Genomic DNA, 25,745 nt, shown 5'->3' on the forward strand with positions numbered 1-25,745 from the left:
CCACTTTGCCAGCTGGACTGGCAGTGGATAGCTGCCAATAAAAACGCCGCACTGAGGCGGCGTTCGCGTCGACGATGTTGCCCGGCGGAAGGTCAGGCCGGCGTGAGCGTGCGGATCATGTGCTCGACGTAGGCATCGAACTCGTCGTGGCTGATGCGCGGCAGGCCCAGCGTGAAGTTCAGCTGCAGGAATCCCACGTAGGCGGCGTAAGTGAGGCGCGCACGGTTCAGTGCCTCGTCCGGCGACAGGCCGGCTTCGCTGTAGATGGTGGTGAGGAATTCCATCCGGCGCTGCGAGACGCGCGCCATCACCGGCACCACCTGCGGATGATCCAGCGCCTTCAGCAGCGCGGCATACACGCGGTGCGGGGCGATTTCATGCGCCACGCGGCGAAACAGTTCGGGCAGGCGCGCGCGCGGATCGGGCATGGCCTCGATCTGGCTGATCACTTCTTTCTCGCCGTACTGCTCCCAGCGTTCCAGCGCGGCCTGCAGCAGCGCTTCGCGGGTCCGGAAATGCCAGTAGAAGCTGCCTTTGGTGACGCCGAGCTGGCGGGCCAGCGCTTCGACGGCCAGGGCACCGACGCCCTGGTCGGCGATCAGCCGGAGGGCGGCGTCCTCCCAATCCTCGGCGGAGAGGCGGGTGCGTTCGGGTTTGGCGCTTGCATTCATACGAGTATGGTAGCCCCTGCCGACGGCTTTGCAATTGGCGTGGCGGCAAGTGGTTGAATCGGCGGCAACTCCGCTTGCCGCAGCGCATATTGACGCAGCCATTTGTTGCAATCCATACTCATGCGTATGGTACCGACACCCGCTACTGAGAAGTCCACCACCCAGGTCACGGCCGTTGATGGCCTGACGCTGGCCGTCGAAGTTCGCCGACCGTCCGGTCATCCGACGCTGCTGTTCGCGCATGGCTTTGGCCAGACACGCGGCGCCTGGCGAGGCAGCGCCGAGGCACTCGCCGAGGAAGGTTTCCGCTGCGTCACGTTCGACGCCCGCGGCCACGGCGAGAGCGGCCACGTGGCCGGGGGCGATTACCACATGGAGCAGTTCATCGGCGATCTGCGCATGCTGGCGCACGCCGAACTGCGCAAGCCGATCCTGGTCGGCGCGTCGATGGGCGGCCTGCTGGGGCTGGTAATCGCCGGCGAGATCGATCCCGAGGCGTTCCATGCGTTGGTGCTGGTGGATATCACGCCGCGCTGGGAGACCAAGGGGGTGGAGCGGATCCTCGCCTTCATGCAGGCGCATCCCGATGGCTTTGCGAGCTATGCGCAGGCCGCCGAGGAAATCGCCAAGTATTTGCCGCATCGCGCCGAGCGCAAATCGGCCGATCAGCTGCGCCCACTGATGCGCGAAGGCGCCGACGGCCGCCTGCGTTGGCACTGGGATCCGGCCCTGCTCGACGGACTGGTCAGCGAAAGCGAGCGTTACCAGCCGCGCCTGATGTCGGCGGCGGCGAAAGTGCGCGTACCGGTGCTGCTGTTGTCGGGCGGCCGCAGCGATGTGGTGTCGCGCGATACCGTCGACGAATTCCTGCAACTGGTGCCGCATGCCGAACATGTGGAATTGCCGCGCGCCACGCACATGGTGGCGGGCGACGCCAACGACGCATTCACCCGCGAGATCGCACGATTCGTGGGCCAGCTTGCTTCCACCGACCGCAGCGATGCGGTTACGGCCTGAGCCGATGAAATCCCTGTTCCACCAAGACGTCATTCGTAACGAGGTGTTTGGATGTCCGTGATACTGACCCTGCTGGCGGCGCTGATTGCGACCGGCGCCTGTGCCTACCACCGCAGCAGCCTGCGCACGTGGGCGATCGCCACGGTGATTGCCACCGTCGTGGTCGGCCTCATAGCCGGTGCGCCGTGGACGACCTTCTTCCTGGTCGTGATCGAGCTGGCGATTGCCGTGCCGCTGCTGATGGACGGCTTCCGTCGCAAACAGATCAGCGCGCCGCTGCTGAAGATGTTCGCCAAGGTGACGCCCAAGCTTTCCGAAACCGAACAGACGGCGCTCGAAGCGGGCACGGTCGGCTTCGAAGGCGAGCTGTTCTCCGGCAAGCCCGACTGGCATGAACTGCTCAAGCAGCCCAAGCCCGAATTGAGCGTGGAAGAGCAAGCCTATCTCGATGGCCCCGTGGAAGAACTCTGCGGCATGATCGACGACTGGCAAATCACCCACGAACTGGCCGACCTGCCGCCGGAGGTCTGGGCCTTCATCAAGAAGCACAAGTTCTTCGGCATGATCATTCCCAAGTCGTACGGCGGCCTGGGTTTCTCGGCGCTGGCGCATTCGGCGGTGCTGCAGAAGCTGGCCACCATGTCGGCCACGGTGGCCTCGACGGTGGCCGTGCCCAACTCCTTGGGCCCGGCGGAACTGCTGCTGCACTACGGCAGCGACGAACAGAAGAATCACTACCTGCCGCGCCTTGCCGTGGGTGAAGAGATTCCGTGTTTTGCACTCACCGGTCCGTATGCCGGTTCCGATGCCACCTCCATCAGCGACTTCGGCATCGTCTGCAAGCAGGTGGTCGATGGCGTCGAAACGCTGGGCATGAAGCTCACCTTCGACAAGCGCTACATCACGCTGGCGCCGATCGCGACCGTGGTCGGTCTGGCCTTCCGTCTGTACGACCCGGAAAAACTGCTGGGCGACAAGGAAGACCTCGGCATCACGCTGGCGCTGCTGCCGCGTTCGACGCCGGGCCTGGAAATCGGCCGCCGTCATTTCCCGCTGAATATCCCGTTCCAGAACGGACCGCTGCATGGCAAGGATGTGTTCGTGCCGCTGTCGGTATTGATCGGTGGTCCGCATATGGCCGGCCACGGCTGGCGCATGCTGGTGGAATGCCTGTCGGTGGGTCGCGCGATTTCGCTGCCGTCGAATGCGACGGGCGGCGTGCGCGCCGCGGTCGCCGCCACCGGCGCGTATGCACGCATGCGCAAGCAGTTCGGTCTGTCCATCGCGCGCTTCGAAGGCGTGGAAGAAGCGCTCGCGCGCATTGGCGGTCTCACCTATGCGACCGCCGCGTTGTCGCGCGCCACCGCGGCCGCGGTGGATCGCGGCGAGAAGCCGGCGGTACCCTCGGCGATCGCCAAGTACCACGCCACCGAATGGGGCCGCATCATCGCCGGTGACGCGCTCGACGTGCACGGCGGCAAGGGCGTGCAGTTGGGTCCGAAGAACTACGCGGGCCGCGCGTGGCAAGGCGTGCCGATCGCCATCACGGTGGAAGGCGCGAACATCATGACGCGCAGCCTGATGATCTTCGGCCAGGGCGCCATCCGCTGCCATCCTTACGTGCTGAAGGAAATGCAGGCGCTGTCGATTCCCGACTACGGCGATCGCCTGAAGTCGTTCGACCGCGCGCTGTTCGGCCATATCGGTTTCGGCATCTCCAACGCGGTGCGTTCGTTCACGCTGGGCCTGACCGGCTCGCGCATCGGCGATACCGCGGGCGACGCCTATGTGCGTCGCTACTACCGCAAGCTCAACCGCTACTCGGCCGCGCTAGCGCTGTGTGCCGATACCTTCATGGGTGTGCTGGGCGGCAAGCTGAAGTTCAAGGAGAAGCTGTCGGCGCGTCTGGGCGACGTGTTGAGCTATCTCTACATCGCCAGCGCGATGCTCAAGCGTTACGAGGATACCGGCCGTCCGGAAGCGGATCGTCCGCTGCTGGCCTGGGCGTTCCACGAGTGCATGTGGCGCATCCAGACGTCGCTCGACGGCGCCATCCGCAACTTCCCGGTGAAGCCGATTTCGTGGCTGTTGCGCGTGCTGGTGTTCCCGTGGGGCCGCCGCGAAGTGCCGCCGTCCGACCGTTTGGGTCGTCGCGTCGCCGCCATCATCACGGCGCCGGGCGAAGCACGCGATCGCCTCACCGAGTGGACCTACCTCACGCCCACCGCGAACAACACCATCGGCCGCATGAATGCCTTGCTGCCGGACGTGATCGCGGCCGAGCCGGTGGAACGCAAGTTCGGCAAGGCGCAGAAATCGGGCCAGTTCAAATCGCACGACTACGTGGGCCAGCTGAGCGAAGCGCTGCAGGCCGGCGTGATCAACGCGGCCGAGTTCGAGTTGCTCAAGCGCGTGCGCGAGGGCGTGTTCGAATTCATCTCGGTGGACGACTTCGATCCCTCCGAACTCGGTGCCGCGGTGACGCGCGCGGACCGCAACAAGAAGCTGGCCGACGCGGCCTGACTTCACCGGCCGTCATTCCTGCTACGGCGGGAATGACGGCATGCCATCGACACACGAAAGGGCGGCGCAGCGGCGTGGCCCACGCGGGAGATTCGCCATGAGCCAGGCATTGTCGCTGTACCGTCGGCTGGTTTCCCTGCCCGGTGGCCGCTGGCTGTACGGCCGCCTGATCTGTTTCAAGGCGCCTTACTTCGCCACCATCGCACCGCGGTTCCGTGCGTTGGAGCCGGGCTGCTGCGAAGTGGCGATCCGCGACCGCCGCCACGTGCACAACCACATCGGCACGGTGCACGCCATCGCCCTGTGCAACGCCGCCGAACTCACCGCGGGCATGATGACCGACGTGACGATCCCGCCAGGCATGCGCTGGATTCCCAAGGGCATGACGGTGGAGTACCTGGCCAAGGCCACTGGCACGCTGGTGGCTGTCGCCAAGCCCGAATCGCCCGCGGTGGAAGCCGCCAGCGGGTATGCGTGGCCGGTGCGGGTGAACGTGCGCAACGAAGGGGGCGAGGATGTGTTCCGCGCGCGCATCGACATGTGGGTGTCGCCGCGCAAGGCGGCCTAGTTCAGGCCATCACGCAGCGGTTCTTGCCGCCGTCCTTGGCCTGGTAGAGCGCGCGGTCGGCGGCCTGCATCAGGTCTTCGTCGGATTGGCCGTCGCCGCTCCAGAGCGCCACGCCGATGCTCGCGCTGACCTTCGCCTCGAACGCGCCATGGCGTCCTTCGAGCGGATAGGGAGCGGCGAGTGCGGCGCCGATTTCCTCGCAGCGGCGCATCAGCAGTTCGATTTCCGATACGTCTTCCAGGACCAGGGCGAATTCATCGCCGCCCAGGCGCGCAACCGTGTCATTGCTGCGCACCTGGTCGCCCAGGCGTTCGGCAATTGCCTGCAGCAAGGCATCGCCTGCCGGATGGCCGTGATTGTCGTTGACGCCCTTGAAGCCATCGATGTCGAGCATGGCCAGCGCAAAGCCGGGGCCGTGGCGCGGCACGCGTTGCATCGCGGTGAGCAGGCGGTCGTGGAACAGCGTGCGGTTGGGCAGGCCGGTCAACATGTCGTGCGTGGCCTGATGGCGGATCTGCGCCTCGATGCGCCGGCGCTCGGTGATCTCCGAGTTGAGCTGGTCGTTGCGTTCTTCCAGCTCGGCCAGCGTCGACTTCAGTGCGGCGCGCGCGCGGTACAGCTCGAGGAACACGCGCACCTTCGACTGCAGGATCATGTCGTTGATCGGCTTGGCGATGTAGTCGACCGCGCCAAAGTGATAACCGCGCACGCGGTTGATGTCGTCGGCATAGGCGGCGGTGACGAAGATGATCGGCGTTTCGCGCAGCTTTTCGTCTTCGCCGATCAGGAAGGCCACTTCGAAGCCGTCCATCTCGGGCATGTTCACGTCGAGCAGGATCAGCGCGAACTCGTGGTCCAGGCACAGCGCCAAGGCGGCGTTGCCGCCATCGGCTTCGTACAGTTCGGCGCCGCTGTCGGCCAGCAGGTGGCGCATGGCGACGAGGTTGGCGGGGGTGTCGTCGACGACGAGGATTTTCGGGGAGGACTTGTTCATGGCAGGCACAGGCGATTGAGCAGCGGCGCGATGGCCGCCAGGGGAAGGCAGTGGTCCGCACCCGCGCGTTCGAGCGCGGCGGCGGGCATGGTCGAGACTTCGGCATCGCTGGGCTCCTGGACGACGGCAAGTCCCCCGCCTTGCCGTACCTGCAGGAGTCCGTCGGCGCCGTCGCTGTTGGCGCCGGTGAGCACGATGCCGATCAGGGTGTCGCGATAGGCCTCGGCGGCCGATTCGAACAGCACGTCGATGGAAGGCCGCGCGAAGCTCACGCGTTGATCCACCGACAGGGCAAAGCGCCGGCTGGTTTCCACCAGCAGGTGATAGCCGCTGGGCGCCACATGGATCACGCCGCCGCGCATCGGCGCACGTTCGCGCGCTTCTTCCACCGGCAGCGTGGCGTGCTTGGCCAACAGCTCGCACAGCAGGTCGACCGTGGCCGAGCCGGTATGGCAGCACACGGCGATGGGCTGGGGCAGGGCGGGATCGAGGCCGGCGAACAACTGCTCCAGCGCCGTCAGCCCGCCGGCCGAACAACCGATCACGATGGCCTGTGGCGTCGCCATGTCATTCCTTGCCCGAGCGCGACCCCAGGCGATAGATGCGGCGAGCCGCATCCACCGGCGTGAAGTCGGCGGCCGAAGGGGCGAAGTCCAGGCTTTCACGCGTGCCCAGGCAGAGAAAGCCGCCGCGCACCAGGCTGTCGCGGAACAGCGCCAGCGTGCGGTCCTGCAGCGGGTCGGAAAAGTAGATCAGCACGTTGCGGCACAGCACCAGGTGCGCCTCGCAGAACACTTCGTCGGTGACCAGGTTGTGGTTGGCGAACGTCACGTTGCGACGCAGCCGCTGGTCCAGCTTGAGCAGTTCGTAGCGTGCGCTGTAGTAGTCGGCCAGGGTGTGGCTGCCGCCGGCAGCGAGGTAGTTGCGCGACCACAGTTGCGCTTCCTTCGCCGGGTAGATGCCTTCCTGGGCATGCTTGAGCGCGCTTTCGTTGAAATCGGTGGCGTAGATCTGCGTGCGTTCGTACAGGCCTGCTTCTTCCAGCAGGATGGCCAGCGAATAGACCTCTTGTCCGTGCGCGCAGCCGGCCTGCCAGATGTTGATCTGCGGATAGGAAGCGAGCACCGGAAACACCTGCTCGCGCAGCGTCTTGAACACGTCGGGGTCGCGGAACATTTCCGATACCGGCACCGACAGGCCTTCCAGCACGACCGGCAGGAATCCGGCCTCGTGCAGCAGGCGGGTGGTGAGCGCGCTGACCGTATCGGCTTGTTGCGCATGCGCCAGTTGCAGCACGCGCCGCCGCAGCGAGGCGGGTGCGTACTGGGTGAAGTCGTAGCCGTGGCGCAGCTTGAGCGCCCGCACGAACAGCTCGATCTCGATGTCCTCGAGTGCCGTGTCGGCCAGCTTGTTCATCGATGCAGCCATACGTGCATCATGGACGACAGCTTGTCGATGTCGATGGGTTTGGACAGGTAGTCGTTGGCACCGGCTTCGAGACACTTCTCGCGATCGCCGCGCATGGCCTTGGCGGTGAGCGCGATGATCGGCAGCTTGGCCAGTCGCGGCTGCGCGCGGATTTCGCGGATCGTGTCGTAGCCGTCCATCACCGGCATCATCACGTCCATCAGCACCAGCTCGATGTCGTCGCTGTCGGCCAGCGCCTTGAGCGCCTTCTGGCCGTCCTGCGCCATCGACACCTGCATGCCCCAGCCGCGCAATACCTTGGACAGGGCGAACAGGTTGCGCATGTCGTCGTCCACCAGCAGCACCTTGCGCTGGACCAGTTCGCTGGCATCGGGCACGGAAGGCGACGGCGGCGCGGCCGTAGCGCCGATTGCGGCGTGACGCGCGCGACCGCCCTGGATGCTGTGCAGGAACAGGCTCACCTCGTCCAGCAGACGCTCCGGCGAACGCGCGCCCTTGATCACGATGCTGTCGGTGTACTGGCGCAGCTTGAGGCTTTCCTCGCGACTCAGCTCGCGGCCGGAATAGACCACCACCGGCGGAATGCTGCCGCTGGCGGAGAGCTGCTCGAGGAACTCGATGCCCGACATGCCCGGCAGGCCCAGGTCGAGCACAATGCAGTCGTAGCGAGTGTCGACCATGCGCTCCAGTGCTTCCTCGGCGCTGCCGGCTTCATCGATGGTGACGTCGTCGTTGCGCAACAGCGTGCGCATGGCGGCGCGCGAATCGCTGTCGTCGTCGACGATCAGCAGATGGCGCATGCGCCCTTCGGCAAAGTGCAGCAGGCGGTCGAACGCATCGCCGATCGCCTCGCGGCTGACCGGCTTGGTGAGAAAGCCTACGGCGCCGAGATCGCGGCCGCGATTGGCTTCGTCCACCGCCGAAATGAAGTGCACGGGGACGTGGCGGGTGGCGGCGTTGTCCTTCAACCGCTCGATCACCGTCCAGCCGTCCATGCCCGGCAGCATCACGTCGAGCAGGATGCCGGTGGGGCGATAGCGCGCCGCCAGCTGAAGCCCGGATTCGCCGTCCGCCGCGGCGAGCACGCGATAGCCCTTGCGGCGAACCATGTCGGCGAGGATGCGTGCGAACACCGGATCATCCTCGATGATGAGAATGGCCGTGTCGGTCGATTCGATGCTCTCGCGATCGTCCTCGATCGATTCGGGCAGCAGCGCCGAGGTCATGACGGGACGCGCCGACGCCGGCGTGGCAGGAGCGGCGGACGCGGGAGCGGCAACGCCCGATGGCCCCTGCAGCGGCAACAGGATGGTGAAGGTGCTGCCGTGGCCCACATCGCTGTGCAGCAGGATGTCGCCATCGAGCAACTCGGCGATCCGCTTGGAAATGGTCAGGCCCAGGCCGGTGCCGCCGTACTGGCGGCTGGTGCTGGCATCGACCTGCTCGAAGGCCTGGAAGATCTTCTGCGCTTTCTCCGGCGGAATGCCGATGCCGGTATCGGTGACGGCAATGGCGATCACATCCTTGCCCTGCAGCGACGGCGGCAGCGTAAGGGCGTCGGAGGGGCGCCCGATGTGCACCGTCACCGAACCCTGGCGGGTGAACTTGAACGCATTGCCGATCAGGTTGTTGGCCACCTGTTCGAGCTTGGGCGCGTCGGTGCGCAGCGTCGCCGGCAGGCCCGGGTCGATCTTCACGACGAAGTCGAGCTGCTTGTCGTGGGCGACGTGGTTGAAGGTGCGCTTGAGCGCGCGTTCGAGATCCGCCAGCGGGAAATCGTCCAGCACCACGTCCATCTTGCCGGCCTCGACCTTGGACAGGTCGAGGATGTCGTTGATCAGGCGCAGCAGGTTGCTGCCCGAATCGTGGATGATGCGCGCCGATTCCACTTGTTCGCCGTCGAGGTTGCCTTCGCGGTTGTCGGCGAGGCTGCGCGAGAGGATCAGCAGGCTGTTGAGCGGCGTGCGCAGCTCGTGCGACATGTTGGCGAGGAACTCGGACTTGTACTGGCTCGCCCGCGCCAGTTCTTCGGCCTTTTCCTGCGTTTCGCGCTGCAGTGTTTCCAGTACGAGCTTCTGCTGGTTGAGCGTGTCGGTCTTCTGGCGAAGCTCCTCGTTGGAGGCCTGCAGCTCTTCGGTCTGCACGCGCAGCTCTTCTTCCGAGGCGAGCAGGCGCTGCGATTGCTCCTGCAGTTCTTGCGTCTTGGCGTTGAGTTCTTCGTTGGTGACCTGCAGGTCCTGTTGCTGGCGCCGCAGGATCTCCTCGGAGGCGCGCAGTTCGTCGGCCTGTTCGCTGGTGCGCTTGAGTAAGTCCTGGGTGCGGAGGGCGCGCCCCAGGTTCTCCAGCGACAGCGAGGCAATCGGCAGCAGCTCGGCCAGCAGGCGCTGCTGCGGATCGGTGAAGTGCTGGAAGCTGGCCAGTTCCAGCACGCCGAGTAGCTTGTCGCGCAATACCAGCGGCAACACGGTGATCGCGCGCGGCGATGCTTCGCCGCTGCCGGAGTGGATGCGCACGTAGTCGTCGGGCACGTCCTGCAGGGTGATGGTCTTGCGTTCCAGCGCGCTCTGACCGACCAGGCCTTCGCCCAGTGCGTATTCGGTGCTGAGGTGGCGACGCTGCTGGTAGCCGTAGCTGCCCTGCAGGCGCAGCCGGCGGTCCTGCTCGTCGAAGCGGTAGAACACACCGACGCCGCAGTCGAGCAGAGGCGCCAGCGTGCAGGTGAGCTGCTCGGCGAACGCGCGCTCGGTTTCCATTTTCTGCAGGTCGCTGGCGATCTGCGAAACCTGGGTCTTCACCCAGGTCTGCGCCGCCGTCTCGATCGACATTTCCTTGAACACCTGCAGTGCGCGGGCGATCTCGCCGATTTCGTCGCGACGCTCCAGCTGGCGGATTTCCACGCTGTGATCGTGTCCGGCCAGCCGCGTCATCAGGTCGGTCATGCGGCGGATCGGCCGGGTGATCAGGCGGAAGGTCATGTAGACCACCGAACCGCCGAGCAGCAGGCTGAGCAGCATGGTGATCCAGGTGACCGCGCGCACCGTTCGTACGTCGCGCTGCTGGGTCGCCTCGCGCTGGGCCAGCAGGCCGGCCTCGGTATCGTCCATCTGCTTGAGCTGGCCGAGAATATCGGCGATGAACACCGTGCGGCGCGCGAGGTATCCGGTCTGCACGCGTACGCGCTCCGTGCCCGCTTCAGCGTCGCTCGCGTGGACCGCCTGCATCGGCTCGATGCCGTTCTGCATCGCGTCTTTCTGCCACTGGCTGGCCATCGACTCGATGCGGTCAACGCGGGTCTGCTGCAACGGGTTGTCGCTGGTGAGGTCGCGCAGTGCGGCCAGGTCGTTGGCGAGTGCCGCATTCGCCTGGTGATGCGCGGCCAGTTCCTGTCCCGCCGGGTTGAGCAGATAACCGCGCAGTGACAGCTGGCTGGCCTGCAAGTGCTCGAATACGTCGTCGATCCTGGCGCGCACGGCGTAGGTGTGGCGCGACCAGCGCGCACTCAGGTCCTGCCTCGACAACGATTGCAGGGAGACCGCGCTGCAGATCACGAACAGCAGCACGAGGGTGCCGATCGCGACCAGGATCTTCTGCTGCATCGGCTGGTGGGCCAGCCAGGAATAGCGGTTTTTCGAGGCGGGCATACGTCTTCACAGGTCGAGGCCTGGCAGTCCTGCCAGGCCGGGGCGGTTCCCTTCAGGGTATCCGCAGTTTTGTGAAGACGATAGCTGACTTAAAGACGGTTGGCGGTGGTCCGCTGCCATGCCGGCGGGACGATGGTGCCGTGTCGAAGCGCCACGATCAGCAGCAGTGCGGAGCAGGCCGAACACACGATCAGCGCGACCACCGATGCTTCCGCACCGAACACGCCGCCGCTCAGCCAGTCCGGGCCGGTGCGGGTGGAGATCAACCAGCCGTGCGCTTCCGTGCCGGACACCGGGATGCCGAAAAATGTGCCTTGCATCACATTCCATGCCGCATGCAGGCCGATGCACGGCCATAGCGAACGGGTGACGTGATAGAGCAAGGCGAGCAGCACGCCCGCTTCGATGGCGATGGCGAGCGAACTCCACAGCGTGGCGCCGGGGTTGAAGATGTGGGCGGCACCGAAGAACAGTGCCGAGATGGCCAGTGCCCACCAGGTGCCAAGACCTTCTTCCACGGCACGAAAAAGCACGCCGCGCGTGATGATTTCTTCGGCGATGCCGGCGCCAAGGCCGGTGGTCAAGACCGCAGGCAACCAGTTCACGGCGGGGTTGGTGCCACTGACGTGATAACTGCCGGCAAGCCAGAGCACCAGTACCACCGTACTGATCATCAACGCACCCACCAGCAGTCCGGCCATGCCCAGCGTGGGGATGTCGCGTGCGGAGAGCTCTTGCATGCGGCGACGTTCGATTGCCTTCACCAGGATGGTGTAGGCCACCAGCGCAGGAACTACCCGCATCAGCATATTGCCGATGGCATGCGAGAGCGGCGAGACGCCCGGCGCCATGAGGCCCGTGACACTGATGCCAACGGACGTCAGCTTGAACATCGCGATAAGAAGCGCCACGAAGAACACGATGCGACCCATCGGCGAGAACACCACCCAGCGTTGCCATGGTGTGGCAGTGGCGGGCGTGATGAAGGCGATCTGTGCGGCTGGCATGCGTGTCATCCCCCTGATGGAGTGGGGAGGGTAACAGCCGGGCGAGGGCTAGTTACAGGGGCATGCATCGGTCGCGCACAAGTGCGTTACCTCAGGGGCAGTCGTCCGCAGGAACCTCACCCTTGTGGGAGCGCACTTGTGCGCGACAGGCCCTTACAGCTCGAGCGACGTCGCATGCTCGCGCGTGGCCGAGAAGCGCACCGCAGGCGAGCGCTCCTGCGCCAGTTGCAGGTTCACCCGCGACGGCGCCAGGTAGACCAGCTCGCCGGCCGCGTCGATGGCCAGGTTGTTGGCGTTCTTCTCGCGGAATTCCTCGAGCTTCTTGGCGTCGTCGCAATGGATCCAGCGCGCGGTGGCCACGGTGACCGGTTCGAAGCTGGCATCCACGCCGTATTCGTCCTTCAGCCGATAGGCCACCACGTCGAACTGCAGCACGCCCACCGCGCCCAGGATCAGGTCGTTGCTCATCAGCGGACGGAAGAACTGCGTGGCGCCTTCCTCGGACAACTGCGCCAGGCCCTTCTGCAGCGCTTTCATCTTCAGCGGATCGCGCAGGCGTGCACGGCGGAACAACTCCGGCGCGAAGTTGGGAATGCCGGTGAAGCTGACCATCTCGCCTTCGGTGAAGGTGTCGCCGATGCCGATGGTGCCGTGGTTGTGCAGGCCGATCACGTCGCCGGGATAGGCGCTCTCGACGATCTCGCGGTCGCTAGCCATGAAGGTCAGCGCGTTGGCGATGCGCACGTCCTTGCCGGTGCGGGTCTGCACCATCTTCATGCCGGCGTTGTAGGTGCCCGAGCAGACGCGCATGAAGGCGATGCGGTCGCGGTGGGCCGGGTCCATGTTCGCCTGGATCTTGAACACGAAGCCGGTAAGCGCGGTTTCATCCGGCTTCACGTCGCGGCTGAGCGTGGCGCGCGAGCGGGGCGAAGGCGCGTGCTCGACGAAGAAATCCAGCAGCAGCTGCACGCCGAAATTGTTCACGGCCGACCCGAAGAACACCGGCGTGAGCTTGCCGGCGAGATACTGTTCGAAGTCGAACGGATGCGAGGCGCCCTGCACCAGTTCCAGTTCGTCGCGCAGTTCCGACAGCGCTTCGGCGCCGATCATCGCTTCCAGCCCCGGTGCATCGAGGCCCTTGAAGATGGTCGAATCCTGGCGGGTGAAGTTCTTGCCCTGCTCGAACACATGTACTTCGTCGAGCAGCAGGTGATACACGCCCTTCAGGCGCTTGCCCATGCCGATCGGCCAGGTCAGCGGCGCGCAGGCGATGCCGAGCACCGATTCCACTTCGTCCAGCAGTTCGATCGGCGAGCGGCCTTCGCGGTCGAGCTTGTTGATGAAGGTCATGATCGGCGTATCGCGCAGGCGGCACACCTCCATCAGCTTGATCGTGCGCTCTTCCACGCCCTTGGCGCAGTCGATCACCATCAGCGCCGAGTCCACCGCGGTGAGCACGCGGTAGGTGTCTTCGGAGAAGTCCGCGTGGCCTGGCGTATCAAGCAGGTTGACGATGCGCCCTTCGTACGGGAACTGCATCACCGAGGAAGTCACCGAGATGCCGCGCTCCTTTTCCAGCGCCATCCAGTCGGAGGTGGCGTGGCGGGCAGCCTTGCGGCCCTTCACCGAGCCGGCCATCTGGATCGCACCGCCGAACAGCAGCAGCTTTTCGGTCAGCGTGGTCTTGCCCGCGTCAGGATGGCTGACGATGGCGAAGGTGCGGCGGCGGCGGGTTTCGGTGAGATGGGCGGACATTGAGGCGAGTCGGCAGGAAGACTAGCCGCCAATGATAGCGTGGAACGGCCTGCCGGCCGGGCGGGGCGGCAGCGGGGCCGGCTTTCCAGGGGCCGGCAACCCGCCGGCAGGCGGGACTGGCGCTCAATTCTGCGCCAGCGGCTCCAGTACCAGCGAGGCCGGCACGGTCTCCGGCCGACCCATCTGGCGCAACCAGCGGTAGTGCGAAGCGAGGCCGGCGCCAAACGAGGCGTTGGCGTGGTACGGCACGCCGTATTCGCGGCAGGCCGCCTCGACGATCGGGGAGATGGCCGGGTAATGGATATGGCTGATGCGCGGGAACAGATGGTGTTCCACCTGGAAATTCAGCCCGCCCACCAGCCAGGTGATCATCCGGCTGTCGCGCGAGAAGTTCGCGGTGGTCTCCAGCTGATGGATCGCCCACGGTGTGTTCATGCGCCCCGGCTCGCTCGGCGTGGGGAATTCGGTTTCTTCGACCGCGTGCGCCAACTGGAACACCAGTGCCAGCTGCAGGCCTGTCAGCACGGCGATCACGGCGTAAAAGAGCAACACCGTGCCGATCGAATGAAACAGCAACGGCAGGCCCAGAGCCAGCGTGAGGAATACCAGCTTGCCGACGACGAAGACGGCCAGATCCTTGCCGCGCGGGCGCGGAAAGCGGCGCTTGCCGATGCTGCCGGTGATCACGTCGCGGAAATCGTCATGCAGGTGCCAGCTCACCACGGTCAGGCCATAGAGCGCCCACAGATAGATGTGCTGCCAGCGGTGATGCCAATAGTGCTTTTGTTGCGGCGCGAATCGCGCCAGCGCACCGAGGTTGATGTCGCTGTCGTAGCCGTCGATATTGGTATGGGTGTGGTGGAAATGCGCATGCTTCCAGTGCCACACATATGAGCTGCCGCCGACCAGATCGAGCGTCATGGCCATGCACTTGTTGAGCCAGCGGCGCTCCGAAAAAGCCTGATGGCCGGCATCGTGCTGGATGTTGAAGCCGATCTGCGCAGTCGCCACGGCCAGCACGATGCTCAGCAGCAGCCCTTGCCACCAGGCAGTCGCGAAAAACACCAGCAACACATACGACGCCACAAAGGTCGCCAGGATGATCGCGGTCTTCAGGTAAAGACGCGCACTGTCCCGCTGCTTCAGCCCGCCGTGCTTGAAATAAGCCTCCACGCGCCGTCGCAACTCACGCTGAAACACGTTGTCGCCGTTGAACTTGAGCCGATCGGTGGAAGCATCCGCATGCGGGGATCGAGCGGCTTGCGCCGTTCGATGGGAAGACTCAGGGGACATGCCGGGCACTCGGGGGTAAGTGCCTGCATGCTAACGGAAACACCGTAACAGGTTGTTGTAGGCGTCCGCGGATCTAGCCGAGGGTCAGCAGATCCTCGTAAAAAGCGCCGTACGCTTCGGTCGGGTGAGCGATCTGGATTTCCAGGATCCACAGGCCATCGGCCGGACGCTCGCCGTACTCGCCCAGGTCGCCCGCCTTGTGCACCGCATGGGGAAAGTCGCTGACGCGATGCCCCTTGATCTCATGGTTGAGGCGCCAGCCCATGGCCTGGGCCTGCTGCTCGGCGAACGCATACAGCGCCTCGCCGCTCAGGCCCTCGCGATGCCAGGCATTCGCGGTGACGCGGAAGAGTTCGCGGGCGGCCTCGGCGCAGGCCTGCTGCTGGGGTGCGTGGCCAATCACGAAGGTGTCGCCGACATCGCCTTCGTGGCCTTCGAACACCAGCCCGAGGTCGATGAAGTAGATGTCGTTCTCGCCCAGCCTGACCGGCTCGGAGCGCTCGCGGTAGGTCTTGGTGGTGTTGCTGCCGATGCGGATGATCACCGGGTGCCACAGCCGCTCCATGCCCAGCGCGGCGAACACCTCGGCGGCTTCGGCCTTCGCCTCGTCTTCGCTGATGCCCGGGCGCATGCGCTCGCGGATGCCGTGCAGGGCGGCCCAGCTGCGTTCGCGTGCATGCAGCATGTGTTGGCGGTCGAAGCGGCCGCCGACCGCTTCCTGGTGAACGGTGTTCATGTGCGGACGAAGCGACTCAGGAAAGCAGGACCAGGACCAGGCCCATCAGCGCAGGCAGCGCCTGCACCCACAGCACCTTGCGGCTGGCGGTGAAGCCGCCGTACAGCCCGGCCAGCAGCACGCAGACCAGGAAGAACACCACGATAGGCCGTCCGGCCACGCCCTGCCACAAGCCCCAGAACAGGCCGGCGGCGAGGAAGCCGTTGTACAGGCCCTGGTTGGCTGCGAGCACCTTCGATTGCTGGGCGAACTCCTCGCTCAGGCCGAACGCGCGGCGGCCTGAGGGCTTGGTCCACAGGAACATCTCCAGCACCAGGAACCAGACGTGGAGCAGGGCGACGAGGGCGACAACGAGATGGGCGGTGACGTACATCGGCGGCGGCTGGCGGCAAGAGAGGCGGGCAGTGTTGCAGCCCCCGTGCGACGGGGCAATGCGCAGCTAACACTTCCGGCCAATGGGCGCAGTTCCGGGCGGGGCGTAGGGTCGAACGGCTGGGTCCGAAAGAACGGATCGCCCGCACGGCAGGGACGTCACACCAGGGGAGGGTCTGACCCGGTCATTCCTATCTCTGGGAGTCATGCCATGAACAAGCCACTCTGTGCAGGCCTGTGCCTGCTTCTGCTGTTTCCGCTTGCCGCGCTGGCCGATGGACCGTTCGACGGCACCTGGAAGGTCGACATGAGCAAGGTGCAGATGCCCAAGAAGCCCGACGTGCTTCTGCTCAAGGACGGCATGTACGACTGCAAGACCTGCGTGCCGCCGGTGAGCGTCAAGGCCGATGGGCAGGACCACGCGGTCAGCGGGCATCCGTACCTCGATTCGATCGCCGTGCAGGTGGTGGATGCGCACACCGTCAAGGAAACCGACAAGAAGGGCGGCAAGGTCGTCGCCACCTCGACCACCACCGTGGCGCCCGACGGCAAGATGGCGAAGGTCGATTTCAGCGACAGCAGCAACTCCAGCGGCGCGCCGGTCACCGGCAGTGCCGAGCTCAAACAGGTGGCTGCCGGTCCGGCCGGTGCGCATGCGATATCGGGCTCCTGGCTCACCGCTGGCATGGCCAACATGTCCGACAACGCCACCGAGATCACCTTCAAGGAAGAGGGCGGCACGCTCAACATGAGCGCGCCGACGGGCCAGTCCTATGCCGCGAAGCTGGACGGCACCGAGGCGCCGTACAAGGGCGACCCCGGCATCAACAGCGTGACGGTGAAGAAGACCGGCGCGCATTCGATGGTGGAAACGGACAAGCGCGACGGCAAGGTCGTGGCCGTGCTTACCTCCACCGTATCGGCGGATGGAAAAACGATGGACGTCCATTTCGACGACAAGCTGCGCAATCGAACCATGCAATTTGTCGCGGTTAAGCAGTGATGTCGACCTTCGTGCCCGGGCCCAAGCCAGCCCGGGCACGGGTTTTTGGGTGGTTGCAGCTGTAACAGTCGCTTTTCGTCGAAAAATGTCGATGGCTAGATGCATAGACGTTTAGACGTCTATTGACACGATGGCTTGCGGTCGTTAGATTCCCCTTTACTCATCGAGACCGGCGGAGGGACAGGCCCTTTGAAGCCGGGGCAACCTGCGGAACCCTTCCGCGACGGTGCCAATTCCTGCGGCAGCGCTTCGGGCGCAAGCCGCGAGATGAGGGCAAACCAGCACCACCGCGCCTCGCGCCGGTCGTGCCTTGCTCTCCCCTCCGGTCCGCAGGTCGATGCCGACCGGAGAAGAGCCAGATGTCCAGCCAGCCGCAACCCATCCCGCCCGCCGTGCCCGCTTCCGCCGCGGTCATCGGCAGCATGCGGCCGGACCTCACCACCCAGCGCTGCAGCCGCCGTGTGCTGATCCGCCCCAAGTACGGCAGCGCGCCGTGCGAGCTGGAAGTGAGCTACCTGTGGTGCGGCGCGCCGGACGCGCCCACGGTCATCGTGCAGGGCGGCATCTCGGCCACCCGCGACGTGGTGACGCTGGATGGCGAAGCCTCCGCCGGCTGGTGGCAGGCCCAGGTGGGCGCCGGCCAGCCGCTGGACCTTGACCGCTTCCGTGTGCTTTCGATCGACTGGATCACCCCGGCCGACCTCGGGGGCGTGCAGGCGGTGTCCAGCGAAGACCAGGCCGACGCACTCGCCGCCTTGGTGGAAGCGTTGGGCATCGGCCGCGTGCACGCCTTCATCGGTTCGTCCTATGGCGCGATGGTGGCGCTGGCCTTCGCGGCCCGTCATCCCTATGCGCTGGGTCGCCTGGTGTTGCTGGCGGGCGCGCATCGCCCGCACCCGCTGGCCACGGCGCAGCGCTCGGTCCAGCGCGGCATCGTGCGGCTGGGGCAGGCCAGCGGCCAATCCGATCAGGCGCTGGCGCTGGCCCGCCAGCTGGCCATGACCACCTATCGCGGCAGCGAGGAATTCGCCCGGCGCTTCACGGCCGCGCCGGAATATCGCGACGGCCGCTTCCATTTCCCGGTCGAGGACTATCTGGAACATGCCGGTCGCCGCTTCGTCGAGCGTTTCGACGTCGAGCGCTTCCTTGCCTTGTCCGAGTCTATCGACCTGCACGATGTGACGCCGGAGCAGGTGGCCGCGCCCGCCACGCTGATCGGCTTCCCGTCCGACCGGCTGGTGCCGCTGGCCGACCTGTGCGAGCTGCAGCGTCGCCTGCATGGCCCGGCCACGCTCGAAGTGGTCGAGTCGCCCTACGGCCACGACGCCTTCCTCAAGGAAACCGACCGCCTCGCGCCGCTGCTGCGCGACGCGCTGGCCGGTTGTTGACCCGATTCATAAGCATCACGCACGGAGATTTGAGCATGAGCGACACCCCCAGCCCCTTCACCCGCGCCGTGCGCGCCGGCATCGAAACGGACACCCAGCACGGCGCCGTGGTGCCGCCGCTGCATCTGTCCACCAACTATGCGTTCACCGGGCTGGGCGGCAAGCGTGCCTACGACTATTCGCGCAGCGGCAATCCCACGCGCGATCTGCTCGGCGATGCATTGGCCGAGTTGGAGCAGGGCGCGGGCGCCGTGGTGACGGCCAGCGGCATGGCGGCGGTGGCGCTGGCGCTGGAACTGGTGCCGGCCGGATCGCTGGTGCTGGCCGCGCACGATTGCTATGGCGGTACCTGGCGCCTGCTCGATGCGTGGGCGAAGAAGGGCCGCTTCCAGGTGAAGTTCGTCGACCTCACCCATGCCCACACGCTGGCCGAAGGCCTCGCGCTGAAGCCGTCGCTGGTATGGGTGGAGACGCCTTCCAATCCGCTGCTGCGCATCACCGACATCCGTCACGTGGCGCAGGCGGCTCACGCGGTGGGCGCGCTGGTGGTGGTGGACAACACCTTCCTCTCGCCGGCCCTGCAGCAACCGCTGGCCCTGGGCGCCGACGTGGTGGTGCACTCGACCACCAAGTACATCAACGGCCATAGCGACGTGGTGGGCGGCGCCGTGGTGGCGCGCGATGCGGCCGTGGCCGAACAGTTGAAGTGGTGGGGCAATTGCAACGGCCTCACCGGTGCGCCGTTCGACAGCTTCCTCACCCTGCGTGGCCTGCGCACCTTGAACGTGCGCCTGCGCCAGCATCAGGAAAATGCCGTGCGCATCGCCGAACGTCTGGACGGCCATGCGGCAGTTCACAAGGTGTATTACCCCGGCCTCGAAAACCATGTCGGCCACGCGCTCGCTGCGCGTCAGCAGCAGGGTTTTGGCGCCATGCTGAGCTTCGAGCTGGAAGGTAGTGAAGATCAGGTGGCGGCCTTCGTCGATGGCCTGCATTACTTCTCGCTGGCCGAGTCGCTCGGTGGCGTGGAAAGCCTGGTGGCACATCCCGCCTCGATGACGCATGCCTCGATGGCGCCCGAAGCCCGTCGCGCGGCCGGCATTGCTGACACGCTGCTGCGCCTGTCGGTGGGCATCGAAGATGGCGACGATCTGCTGCGCGACCTGGACGCGGCATTGCTGCGCGCCGAAGCCGTCAGCCAAGGCAAACGCCGGGTGCTTGCATGAGTGCGGTGCTGGCGGACACGGCGGGCGTATCGCAAGCGCGGACGTCGCCCACCATTGCTGCGGTACTGCTCGGCACCGGCGTGGTCGGTGGCGCCTTTCTCAAGCTGCTCAACACGCCGGCGGCGGCATCGATCCGGCTGGTGGGCGCAGCCAACTCACGCCGTCAGCAGACGCAGGCCGAACCGCTGGCCGACCGCGCCTTGCGCGAAAAGCTGAAGACGCAGGGCGATGTACGCAACGATATCGCGCTGCTCGACGCGCTCGATGCGAACGATGCGCCGCTGAAGGTGATCATCGACGCCACCGCGTGCGGCACGCTCGCCTCGCGTCATGCCGAGTGGCTGGCGCGCGGCTATCACGTGGTGACGGCCAACAAGTCGCTCGCTGGTGGCGATCTGCCGGGTTGGCGCGCGCTGCAGGCGGCGCTGGCGCAGGGCGGTCGCTATGGCGATTCGGCGACCGTGGGCGCCGGCCTGCCGGTGATCTCCACCTTGCGCCGCCTGCGCCATTGCGGCGATGCGCTGCTCACCCTGGAGGGCGTGTTTTCCGGCTCGCTGTCGTATCTGTTCAACCACTACGACGGCAGCCAGCCGTTCTCCGCACTGCTGCGCCGGGCACGCGAGCTGGGTTATACCGAGCCCGATCCGCGCAGCGATCTGTCCGGCGAGGACGTCGCGCGCAAGCTGCTGATCCTCGCGCGCTGCGCGGGCTTTGCGCTGCGCCCCGATGAAGTGGAAGTGGAGAGCCTGGTGCCGGGAAGCCTGCGCTCGCTCGACGTGGAGAGCTTTCTTTCGCGTCTGGAAGAACTCGACGAACCGCTTGCCACACGCTTCGCCGAAGCGAAGGCTCGCGGTGGCGCGCTACGTTTTCTTGCCCGTCTCAACCAGCGTGGCCGCGCACGCGTGGGCCTCGTCGAAGTGCCGGCCAATCATCCCGCCACGCGCCTCTACGGCACCGACAACCAGTTCGCGCTCAGTACCACCCGTTACAACACGCAGCCGCTGGTGATCCAGGGGCCGGGCGCAGGGCCGGAAGTGACGGCGCAGGCGTTGCTGGGGGATGTGCTGGCGCTGGTTTGACTTTGTCGCAGGGTGTGTCGCGCGCAAGCGCGCTCTCACAAGGGTGACGCAACATTGTGGGAGCGCTTGCGCGCGACTGGCCTGCCGAATTGCGCCAATAAAAAAACGCGCGGTGATGAGCCGCGCGTTTTTTCATGACCTGCCGGTGGTGATCAGTCGTGCCGGTGCGGATTGGCTTCCGCTTCCTCGACCGACGGCGTGCGCCAGCCGGACTTCACGCCCCACACGTAGAACACCAGTCCAACCACGGCGACCACGGCAAGGTCCAGGCCATAGCTGAGGTAGCCCAGGCCGCCGAAATCGGTGCTTCCCGCATACGAGACCAGCGCCAGCGTCGGCAGATAAAAGATCAGCCACCACGCGCCCTTCAGCTGGCGGCCGAAGTCGTGCCACTTCACCTTGGCCTGGTAATACAGGTACACCGGCAGCGCCACGACCATCAGCAGGATGATCTCGCCGGTGAGCGGCCAGCGTGCCCAGTACAACAGCTCGGTCGCCATGATGAAGGCGACACCGGCAAGGATCGGCAAGCCAGCGATGCGCAGCGGGCGATGCAGGTTCGGCGCGGTGCGTCGCAGCGTCATCGCGCTGACCGGGCCGGTGAGATACGAAATGATGGTCGCTACCGAGATCACCGCGGCCAGCGTGCCCCAGCCGCGGAACTTGAACAGGAACAGGTAGGAAACGGCGAGGTTGAACCACATCGCCGGACGCGGCACGCCCCACTTGGCGTGCACGTTGCCGAGGATCTTCGGCAGGGTGCCGTTGCGCTCCATGCCGTAGATCATGCGCGCGGTGGTGGCGGTGTAGGTCATGCCGGTGCCGCTGGGGCTGATGAACGCATCCACGTACAGCAGCATGGCCAGCCAGTGCAGGTTGACGATGATGGCCAGCTCGGCGAACGGCGAGCGGAAATCGATGCCGTGCCAGCCGGCCTTGGCCAGCATGTCCGGCGGCACCGAACCCAGGTAGGCCACCTGCAGGATGATGTAGACCACGGTCGCCAGCAGGATCGAGCCGATCACCGCGAACGGAATGCTCTTGCCGGGATTGCGCGCTTCGCCCGCCAGATTCACCGGACTCTGGAAACCGTTGAAGCTGAAGACGATGCCCGCCGTGGCCACCGCGGTGAGCACTGCTGCAAAGTCGATGGCATGCGCATCGCCATGCACGCCGACCGAGAAGTTCTCGCTGTGGAAACCGCTGGCGATCAGGGCCAGGCCGGTGGCGGCCGGCACCACCAGCTTGAACACGGTGATCAGCGTGTTGGAGCGCGCGAACAGCTTCACGCTCCAGAAGTTGACCAGGAAGTAGATCAACACCAGCACGGCAGCGATGTACAGGCCGGGCAAGGTCAGCTCGCCATGGCCGTCGGGCATGTGCACATAGAGATCCTGTGCCCACTTCCACGGCCACGAGGCCATGTACTGCACCGAAGCTTCCGCTTCCACCGGAATCACCGAGACGATTGCGATCCAGTTGGCCCATGCGCCGATGAAGCCCACCAGCGAACCGTGCGAATAGTGGCTGTAGCGCACCATGCCGCCGGACTCGGGAAACATGGCGCCCAGTTCGGCATAGGTCAGCGCGATGGTCATGATGATGGCGGCGCCGAGCACCCAGGCCCAGACGGCGCCTGGACCGGCGAGGCCCGCCGCGCGCCATGCGCCAAACAGCCAGCCGGAGCCGATGATCGAGCCCAGGCCGGTGAGCATCAGGGCGAACGGGCCGACGTCGCGGCGAATGGAGGATTGAGACATGCAGGTCCCCAGGTCAGTGAATCGGCGGGCCGCCTCCCGGGCGACACCATGGCGGCCGCCCCTGGGGGCGACACAAGGGGCGGATAATGACAGACCGGTCAGGGAACTGTCAGCCCGCCCGGGCGCGCAGGCCGTGGCGCAGCGCAACAGCCAGGTCATTGAATCGACGGTTGAAACAGTGTGCCGGGCGATCCGGCTCGCTCTGGCGTCTGGCAAATTGGCGTGGGCGGGGCGGACCGCTAGTATCGAGACTTCCCACAATGGGTGGCGCAGCATGATCCGTGCGACGTGGCTGGTGCTGATGGCGGCGTTTTCGATGGCCGCGAGTGCGGCATCGGGCGATGCGACCCGTGAGGCGTTGACCAAGCGCGCCCAGGCGGGCGACACGCAGGCGCAAGTGGCGTTGGGGCGCTCCCTGCAGGATGACGGGGTGGCCGCCGACAAGGCGGCGGGCACCGAGTGGTACCGCAAGGCCGCCATGGCGGGCAGCGCGGAAGGTGCGTGGATGCTGGGTTCGGCCACCATGGCCGGGGTGGGTGTGGCGCGCGACGTCCCCGCGGGCATCGACTGGATGCGCAAGAGCGTCGGCATCGATCAGAACGCCGATCACATGGCCGTGCTGGCGGTGGCGCTGCTGGCTACCGGCAGCACGCAGGAAGCGCTGCAATGGGCACAGAAAGCCTCCGACAAGGGTTCGGCCAAGGCCATGGAAGTGCTGGCGATGGCGCGCCTGTCGGGCGAGATGGGCTTGCCCAAGGATGTCCCGCTGGCCGAGAAACTGCTCACGGCGGCGGCACAGAAAGGCGATCCCGATGCCCAGCTGTCATTGGGCCAGTTCTACGTGAGCGGCCTGTTCGGTCGCCAGGACACGGCTGCCGGCCTGCGCTGGCTGCAGGCCGCGGTCGATGGCGGCAGCGCCAAAGCCGCAGGCACGCTCGCGTACTTCCTCATCACCGGCAAACAGGGCGTGACCGTGGATGGCGCACGCGGCGTGACGCTGGCACGCAAGGCGATCGCGAGCAACGAGATGCTGGGCCACTACGCGATGGGCGTGGCCTACGTGCTGGGCACCGGTATCGCGGAGAACCCGTCCGAAGGCTGGTACGAGATCTCGCTGGCGCAGCGCATGGACAGCCAGCAACAGCTCAAGTCGGCCGGCGACTATCTGGCCAAGGCATCAGCAAAACTTTCGCCCGCGCAATTGGCGCAGTTGAAGGCGAGGGTGGATGCAGCAGCGGGCAACAGCCCTTCTGACACATGAGCCGCTGAAACCCTGCATGGTTCGTGTGGGAGCGCACCCTGTGCGCGACAGCTACGGAGCGAGGCCGTCGCGATACTTCAGTCATACATGCGCGCGACCAGGACGCTTGGGTGTGCCGCTCCGTTGGGTCGCGCACAGGGTGCGCTCCTACAAGGCTGTCGTTAGTTCACGGCAGCATCGCCGTGGCTGCCGTCAACACTCGATGACGTTCACCGCCAGGCCGCCGCGCGAGGTTTCCTTGTACTTGTCCTTCATGTCGCGGCCGGTGTCGCGCATGGTGGCGATCACCTTGTCCAGCGACACGCGATGCTTGCCGTCGCTCTTGAGCGACATCCGGCTGGCGTTGATCGCCTTCACCGAGGCCATCGCGTTGCGCTCGATGCAGGGAATCTGCACGAGGCCGCCGATCGGATCGCAGGTGAGGCCGAGGTTGTGTTCCATGCCGATCTCGGCGGCGTTCTCCACTTGCAGCACATTGCCGCCGAGCGCGGCGGTCAGGCCGCCGGCAGCCATCGAGCAGGCCACGCCCACTTCGCCCTGGCAGCCCACTTCCGCGCCGGAAATCGAGGCGTTTTCCTTGTAGAGGATGCCGATGGCGCCCGCCGTGAGCATGAAGTCGACGATGCCGTTCTCGTCCGACTTCGGGCAGAAGCGGTGGTAGTAGTGCAGCACCGCCGGCACGATGCCGGCCGCGCCATTGGTCGGCGCGGTGACCACGCGGCCGCCCGCGGCGTTCTCCTCGTTCACGGCGAGCGCGTAGAGGTTCACCCAGTCGAGGATGGTCAGCGGATCCTTCAGCGCGGCTTCCGGCTGCGAACGCAGGTCGTCGGCCATCTGCGGCGCACGACGCGCCACTTTCAGCCCGCCCGGCAGCACGCCCGGCGAACGCAGGCCGCGGTTGACGCAATCCTGCATGGCCTTCCAGATGGTGAGCAAGCCGGCGCGCGTTTCCGCCTCGCTGCGCCACACCTTTTCGTTTTCCAGCATCAGTTGCGCGATGGTGAGATGGTTCTTCTCGCACAGCGCCAGCAGCTCATCGCCCGAGGAGAACGGATACGGCTGTTCGGTGGTGTCGGCAACGATGCGGTCTTCGGCCGCCTCGTCGTGATTGACCACGAAGCCGCCGCCCACGGAGTAGTAGTCGCGCGTGGCCAGTTCGTGGCCCTCGGCGTCGTACGCGGAGAAGCGCATGCCGTTGGTGTGGAACGGCAGCTTCTGGCGCTTGTTGAACACCAGGTCGCGCTTTTCCTCGAACTCGATCTCGTGCTTGCCCAGCACGCGCAGGCGATGCGTGGTGCGGATGCGCTGCAGCGTCTCGGGAATGTGGTCGGGATCGACCGTATCCGGATGTGCGCCTTCAAAACCCAGCAGCACCGCCTTGTCGGTGCCGTGGCCGCGACCGGTCATCGCCAGCGAGCCATAGAGCTCCGCACGGATGCGCACGACGCGGTCCAGCACGCCTTTTTCTTCCAGCCAGCGTTCGGCGAACCGCGCCGCGGCGCGCATCGGGCCGACGGTATGCGAGGAAGACGGACCAATGCCGATCTTGAACAGGTCGAAAACGCTGACAGCCATTAGAGACACGCGAAGTGGGCGGGGATAACCGTACATTCTACGCGGGTGGCAGGAATTGCGTTTGTCGCGGCGCAGCGACGGCGGCGGGCCGCCCCGGGGAGCCTCTCGCCCCGCGTCGCCGGGCACGGTATCGTCCAGCCCCTATGCCGATGCGATACGTGCTCTACCAGCGGGACTATTGCCACCTGTGCGACCAGGCGCTGGCCGTGATGGCCGAGGCGCGCGCGCCCGATTTCGATAGCCTGTGGGTGGACGACGACGAAGCGCTCGAAGAGCGCTACGGCACCCGCGTGCCGGTGCTGCGGGACAGCGAGGATGGCCGCGAGATGGACTGGCCGTTCGATGCGGCGGCGGTGCGGGCCTTCGTCGGACCACCTTTGTAGGAGCGCACCCTGTGCGCGACCGCGGCCTCACACCTTCCGTCGGTCTGCGAGGCTGCGGTCGCGCA

General features: G+C 66.0%; 21 protein-coding genes and 1 riboswitch. Of the genes, 9 read left to right on the top strand and 12 right to left on the bottom strand.

Annotation, left to right across the window (positions count from 1 at the left end; all coding sequences use genetic code 11):
• Positions 1-92 precede the first annotated feature (92 nt).
• Entirely contained in the window at positions 93-671 is a 579-nt protein-coding gene (locus ISP20_RS10990) for a TetR/AcrR family transcriptional regulator (protein WP_204636134.1), read from the bottom strand.
• Positions 672-797: 126 nt separating this feature from the next.
• Between ISP20_RS10990 and ISP20_RS10995 the strand changes: the two genes are divergently transcribed.
• The 3 genes from ISP20_RS10995 (at position 798) to ISP20_RS11005 (ending at position 4,779) form a co-directional block, all read left to right on the top strand.
• Positions 798-1,688, top strand: coding sequence for an alpha/beta fold hydrolase (locus ISP20_RS10995; protein WP_204636208.1), 891 nt, complete (start codon positions 798-800; stop codon positions 1,686-1,688).
• Between the two features lie 51 nt (positions 1,689-1,739).
• Complete coding sequence (locus ISP20_RS11000; protein ID WP_204636135.1) at positions 1,740-4,211, top strand: acyl-CoA dehydrogenase; 2,472 nt, start codon at positions 1,740-1,742, stop codon at positions 4,209-4,211.
• Positions 4,212-4,308: 97 nt separating this feature from the next.
• The gene (locus tag ISP20_RS11005; RefSeq protein ID WP_204636136.1) at positions 4,309-4,779 is read left to right on the top strand and encodes a hotdog fold domain-containing protein; all 471 of its coding nucleotides are present in this window, start codon (positions 4,309-4,311) and stop codon (positions 4,777-4,779) included.
• Position 4,780: 1 nt separating this feature from the next.
• On the opposite strand, the gene ISP20_RS11010 is transcribed toward ISP20_RS11005, so the two are convergent.
• From ISP20_RS11010 to ISP20_RS11050, 9 genes are all read right to left on the bottom strand, one after another.
• Positions 4,781-5,773 carry a diguanylate cyclase domain-containing protein gene (locus ISP20_RS11010; protein ID WP_204636137.1) on the bottom strand — a complete coding sequence of 331 codons (993 nt, stop codon included), beginning with the start codon at positions 5,771-5,773 and terminating at the stop codon, positions 4,781-4,783.
• On the bottom strand, positions 5,770-6,339 hold the full coding sequence (locus ISP20_RS11015) for a chemotaxis protein CheB (RefSeq protein ID WP_204636138.1): 570 nt from the start codon (positions 6,337-6,339) through the stop codon (positions 5,770-5,772). The genes ISP20_RS11010 and ISP20_RS11015 overlap by 4 nt, the downstream gene beginning before the upstream one ends.
• Before the next feature lies 1 nt (position 6,340).
• Positions 6,341-7,189 (bottom strand): CheR family methyltransferase, encoded by an 849-nt coding sequence (locus ISP20_RS11020; protein WP_204636139.1) that lies wholly within the window; start codon positions 7,187-7,189, stop codon positions 6,341-6,343.
• Positions 7,186-10,842: a response regulator gene (locus tag ISP20_RS11025; protein ID WP_204636140.1), complete on the bottom strand. Its 3,657-nt coding sequence runs from the start codon at positions 10,840-10,842 to the stop codon at positions 7,186-7,188. The genes ISP20_RS11020 and ISP20_RS11025 overlap by 4 nt, the downstream gene beginning before the upstream one ends.
• Before the next feature lie 89 nt (positions 10,843-10,931).
• Positions 10,932-11,849 carry a CPBP family intramembrane glutamic endopeptidase gene (locus tag ISP20_RS11030; protein ID WP_204636141.1) on the bottom strand — a complete coding sequence of 306 codons (918 nt, stop codon included), beginning with the start codon at positions 11,847-11,849 and terminating at the stop codon, positions 10,932-10,934.
• Positions 11,850-12,002: 153 nt separating this feature from the next.
• Entirely contained in the window at positions 12,003-13,604 is a 1,602-nt protein-coding gene (locus ISP20_RS11035; protein ID WP_204636142.1) for a peptide chain release factor 3, read from the bottom strand.
• Positions 13,605-13,727: 123 nt separating this feature from the next.
• Positions 13,728-14,897, bottom strand: coding sequence for a fatty acid desaturase family protein (locus ISP20_RS11040; RefSeq protein WP_204636143.1), 1,170 nt, complete (start codon positions 14,895-14,897; stop codon positions 13,728-13,730).
• A gap of 73 nt (positions 14,898-14,970) precedes the next feature.
• A complete protein-coding gene (locus tag ISP20_RS11045; protein ID WP_204636144.1) occupies positions 14,971-15,633 on the bottom strand; it encodes a M24 family metallopeptidase in 663 nt (220 codons plus the stop codon).
• A 16-nt stretch (positions 15,634-15,649) separates the two neighbouring features.
• A complete protein-coding gene (locus ISP20_RS11050; protein ID WP_204636145.1) occupies positions 15,650-16,006 on the bottom strand; it encodes a DUF1304 domain-containing protein in 357 nt (118 codons plus the stop codon).
• A gap of 210 nt (positions 16,007-16,216) precedes the next feature.
• On the opposite strand from ISP20_RS11050, the gene ISP20_RS11055 reads away from it, so the two are divergent.
• From ISP20_RS11055 to ISP20_RS11070, 4 genes are all read left to right on the top strand, one after another.
• Positions 16,217-17,008, top strand: coding sequence for a hypothetical protein (locus tag ISP20_RS11055; protein WP_204636146.1), 792 nt, complete (start codon positions 16,217-16,219; stop codon positions 17,006-17,008).
• Between the two features lie 157 nt (positions 17,009-17,165).
• Positions 17,166-17,282: riboswitch (SAM riboswitch) on the top strand.
• An 85-nt stretch (positions 17,283-17,367) separates the two neighbouring features.
• Positions 17,368-18,396, top strand: coding sequence for a homoserine O-succinyltransferase MetX (metX, locus tag ISP20_RS11060; RefSeq protein ID WP_204636147.1), 1,029 nt, complete (start codon positions 17,368-17,370; stop codon positions 18,394-18,396).
• Positions 18,397-18,431: 35 nt separating this feature from the next.
• A complete protein-coding gene (gene metB / locus ISP20_RS11065) occupies positions 18,432-19,622 on the top strand; it encodes a cystathionine gamma-synthase (RefSeq protein ID WP_204636148.1) in 1,191 nt (396 codons plus the stop codon).
• A complete protein-coding gene (locus tag ISP20_RS11070; RefSeq protein ID WP_204636149.1) occupies positions 19,619-20,701 on the top strand; it encodes a homoserine dehydrogenase family protein in 1,083 nt (360 codons plus the stop codon). The genes metB and ISP20_RS11070 overlap by 4 nt, the downstream gene beginning before the upstream one ends.
• A gap of 152 nt (positions 20,702-20,853) precedes the next feature.
• On the opposite strand, the gene ISP20_RS11075 is transcribed toward ISP20_RS11070, so the two are convergent.
• Positions 20,854-22,461: an APC family permease gene (locus ISP20_RS11075; RefSeq protein ID WP_204636150.1), complete on the bottom strand. Its 1,608-nt coding sequence runs from the start codon at positions 22,459-22,461 to the stop codon at positions 20,854-20,856.
• A gap of 274 nt (positions 22,462-22,735) precedes the next feature.
• On the opposite strand from ISP20_RS11075, the gene ISP20_RS11080 reads away from it, so the two are divergent.
• A complete protein-coding gene (locus ISP20_RS11080) occupies positions 22,736-23,722 on the top strand; it encodes a tetratricopeptide repeat protein (RefSeq protein ID WP_204636151.1) in 987 nt (328 codons plus the stop codon).
• A 192-nt stretch (positions 23,723-23,914) separates the two neighbouring features.
• Here the strand turns inward: ISP20_RS11080 and ISP20_RS11085 are convergent, their stop codons facing one another.
• Positions 23,915-25,297, bottom strand: coding sequence for an L-serine ammonia-lyase (locus ISP20_RS11085; RefSeq protein WP_204636152.1), 1,383 nt, complete (start codon positions 25,295-25,297; stop codon positions 23,915-23,917).
• A gap of 143 nt (positions 25,298-25,440) precedes the next feature.
• Here ISP20_RS11085 and ISP20_RS11090 point away from each other — a divergent pair, with 143 nt between their 5' ends.
• Positions 25,441-25,680, top strand: coding sequence for a glutaredoxin family protein (locus ISP20_RS11090; protein ID WP_204636153.1), 240 nt, complete (start codon positions 25,441-25,443; stop codon positions 25,678-25,680).
• The last annotated feature ends 65 nt before the right edge of the window (positions 25,681-25,745 follow it).

The organism is Dyella kyungheensis (genome assembly GCF_016905005.1).
In the GTDB taxonomy this organism is placed as follows: domain Bacteria; phylum Pseudomonadota; class Gammaproteobacteria; order Xanthomonadales; family Rhodanobacteraceae; genus Dyella; species Dyella kyungheensis.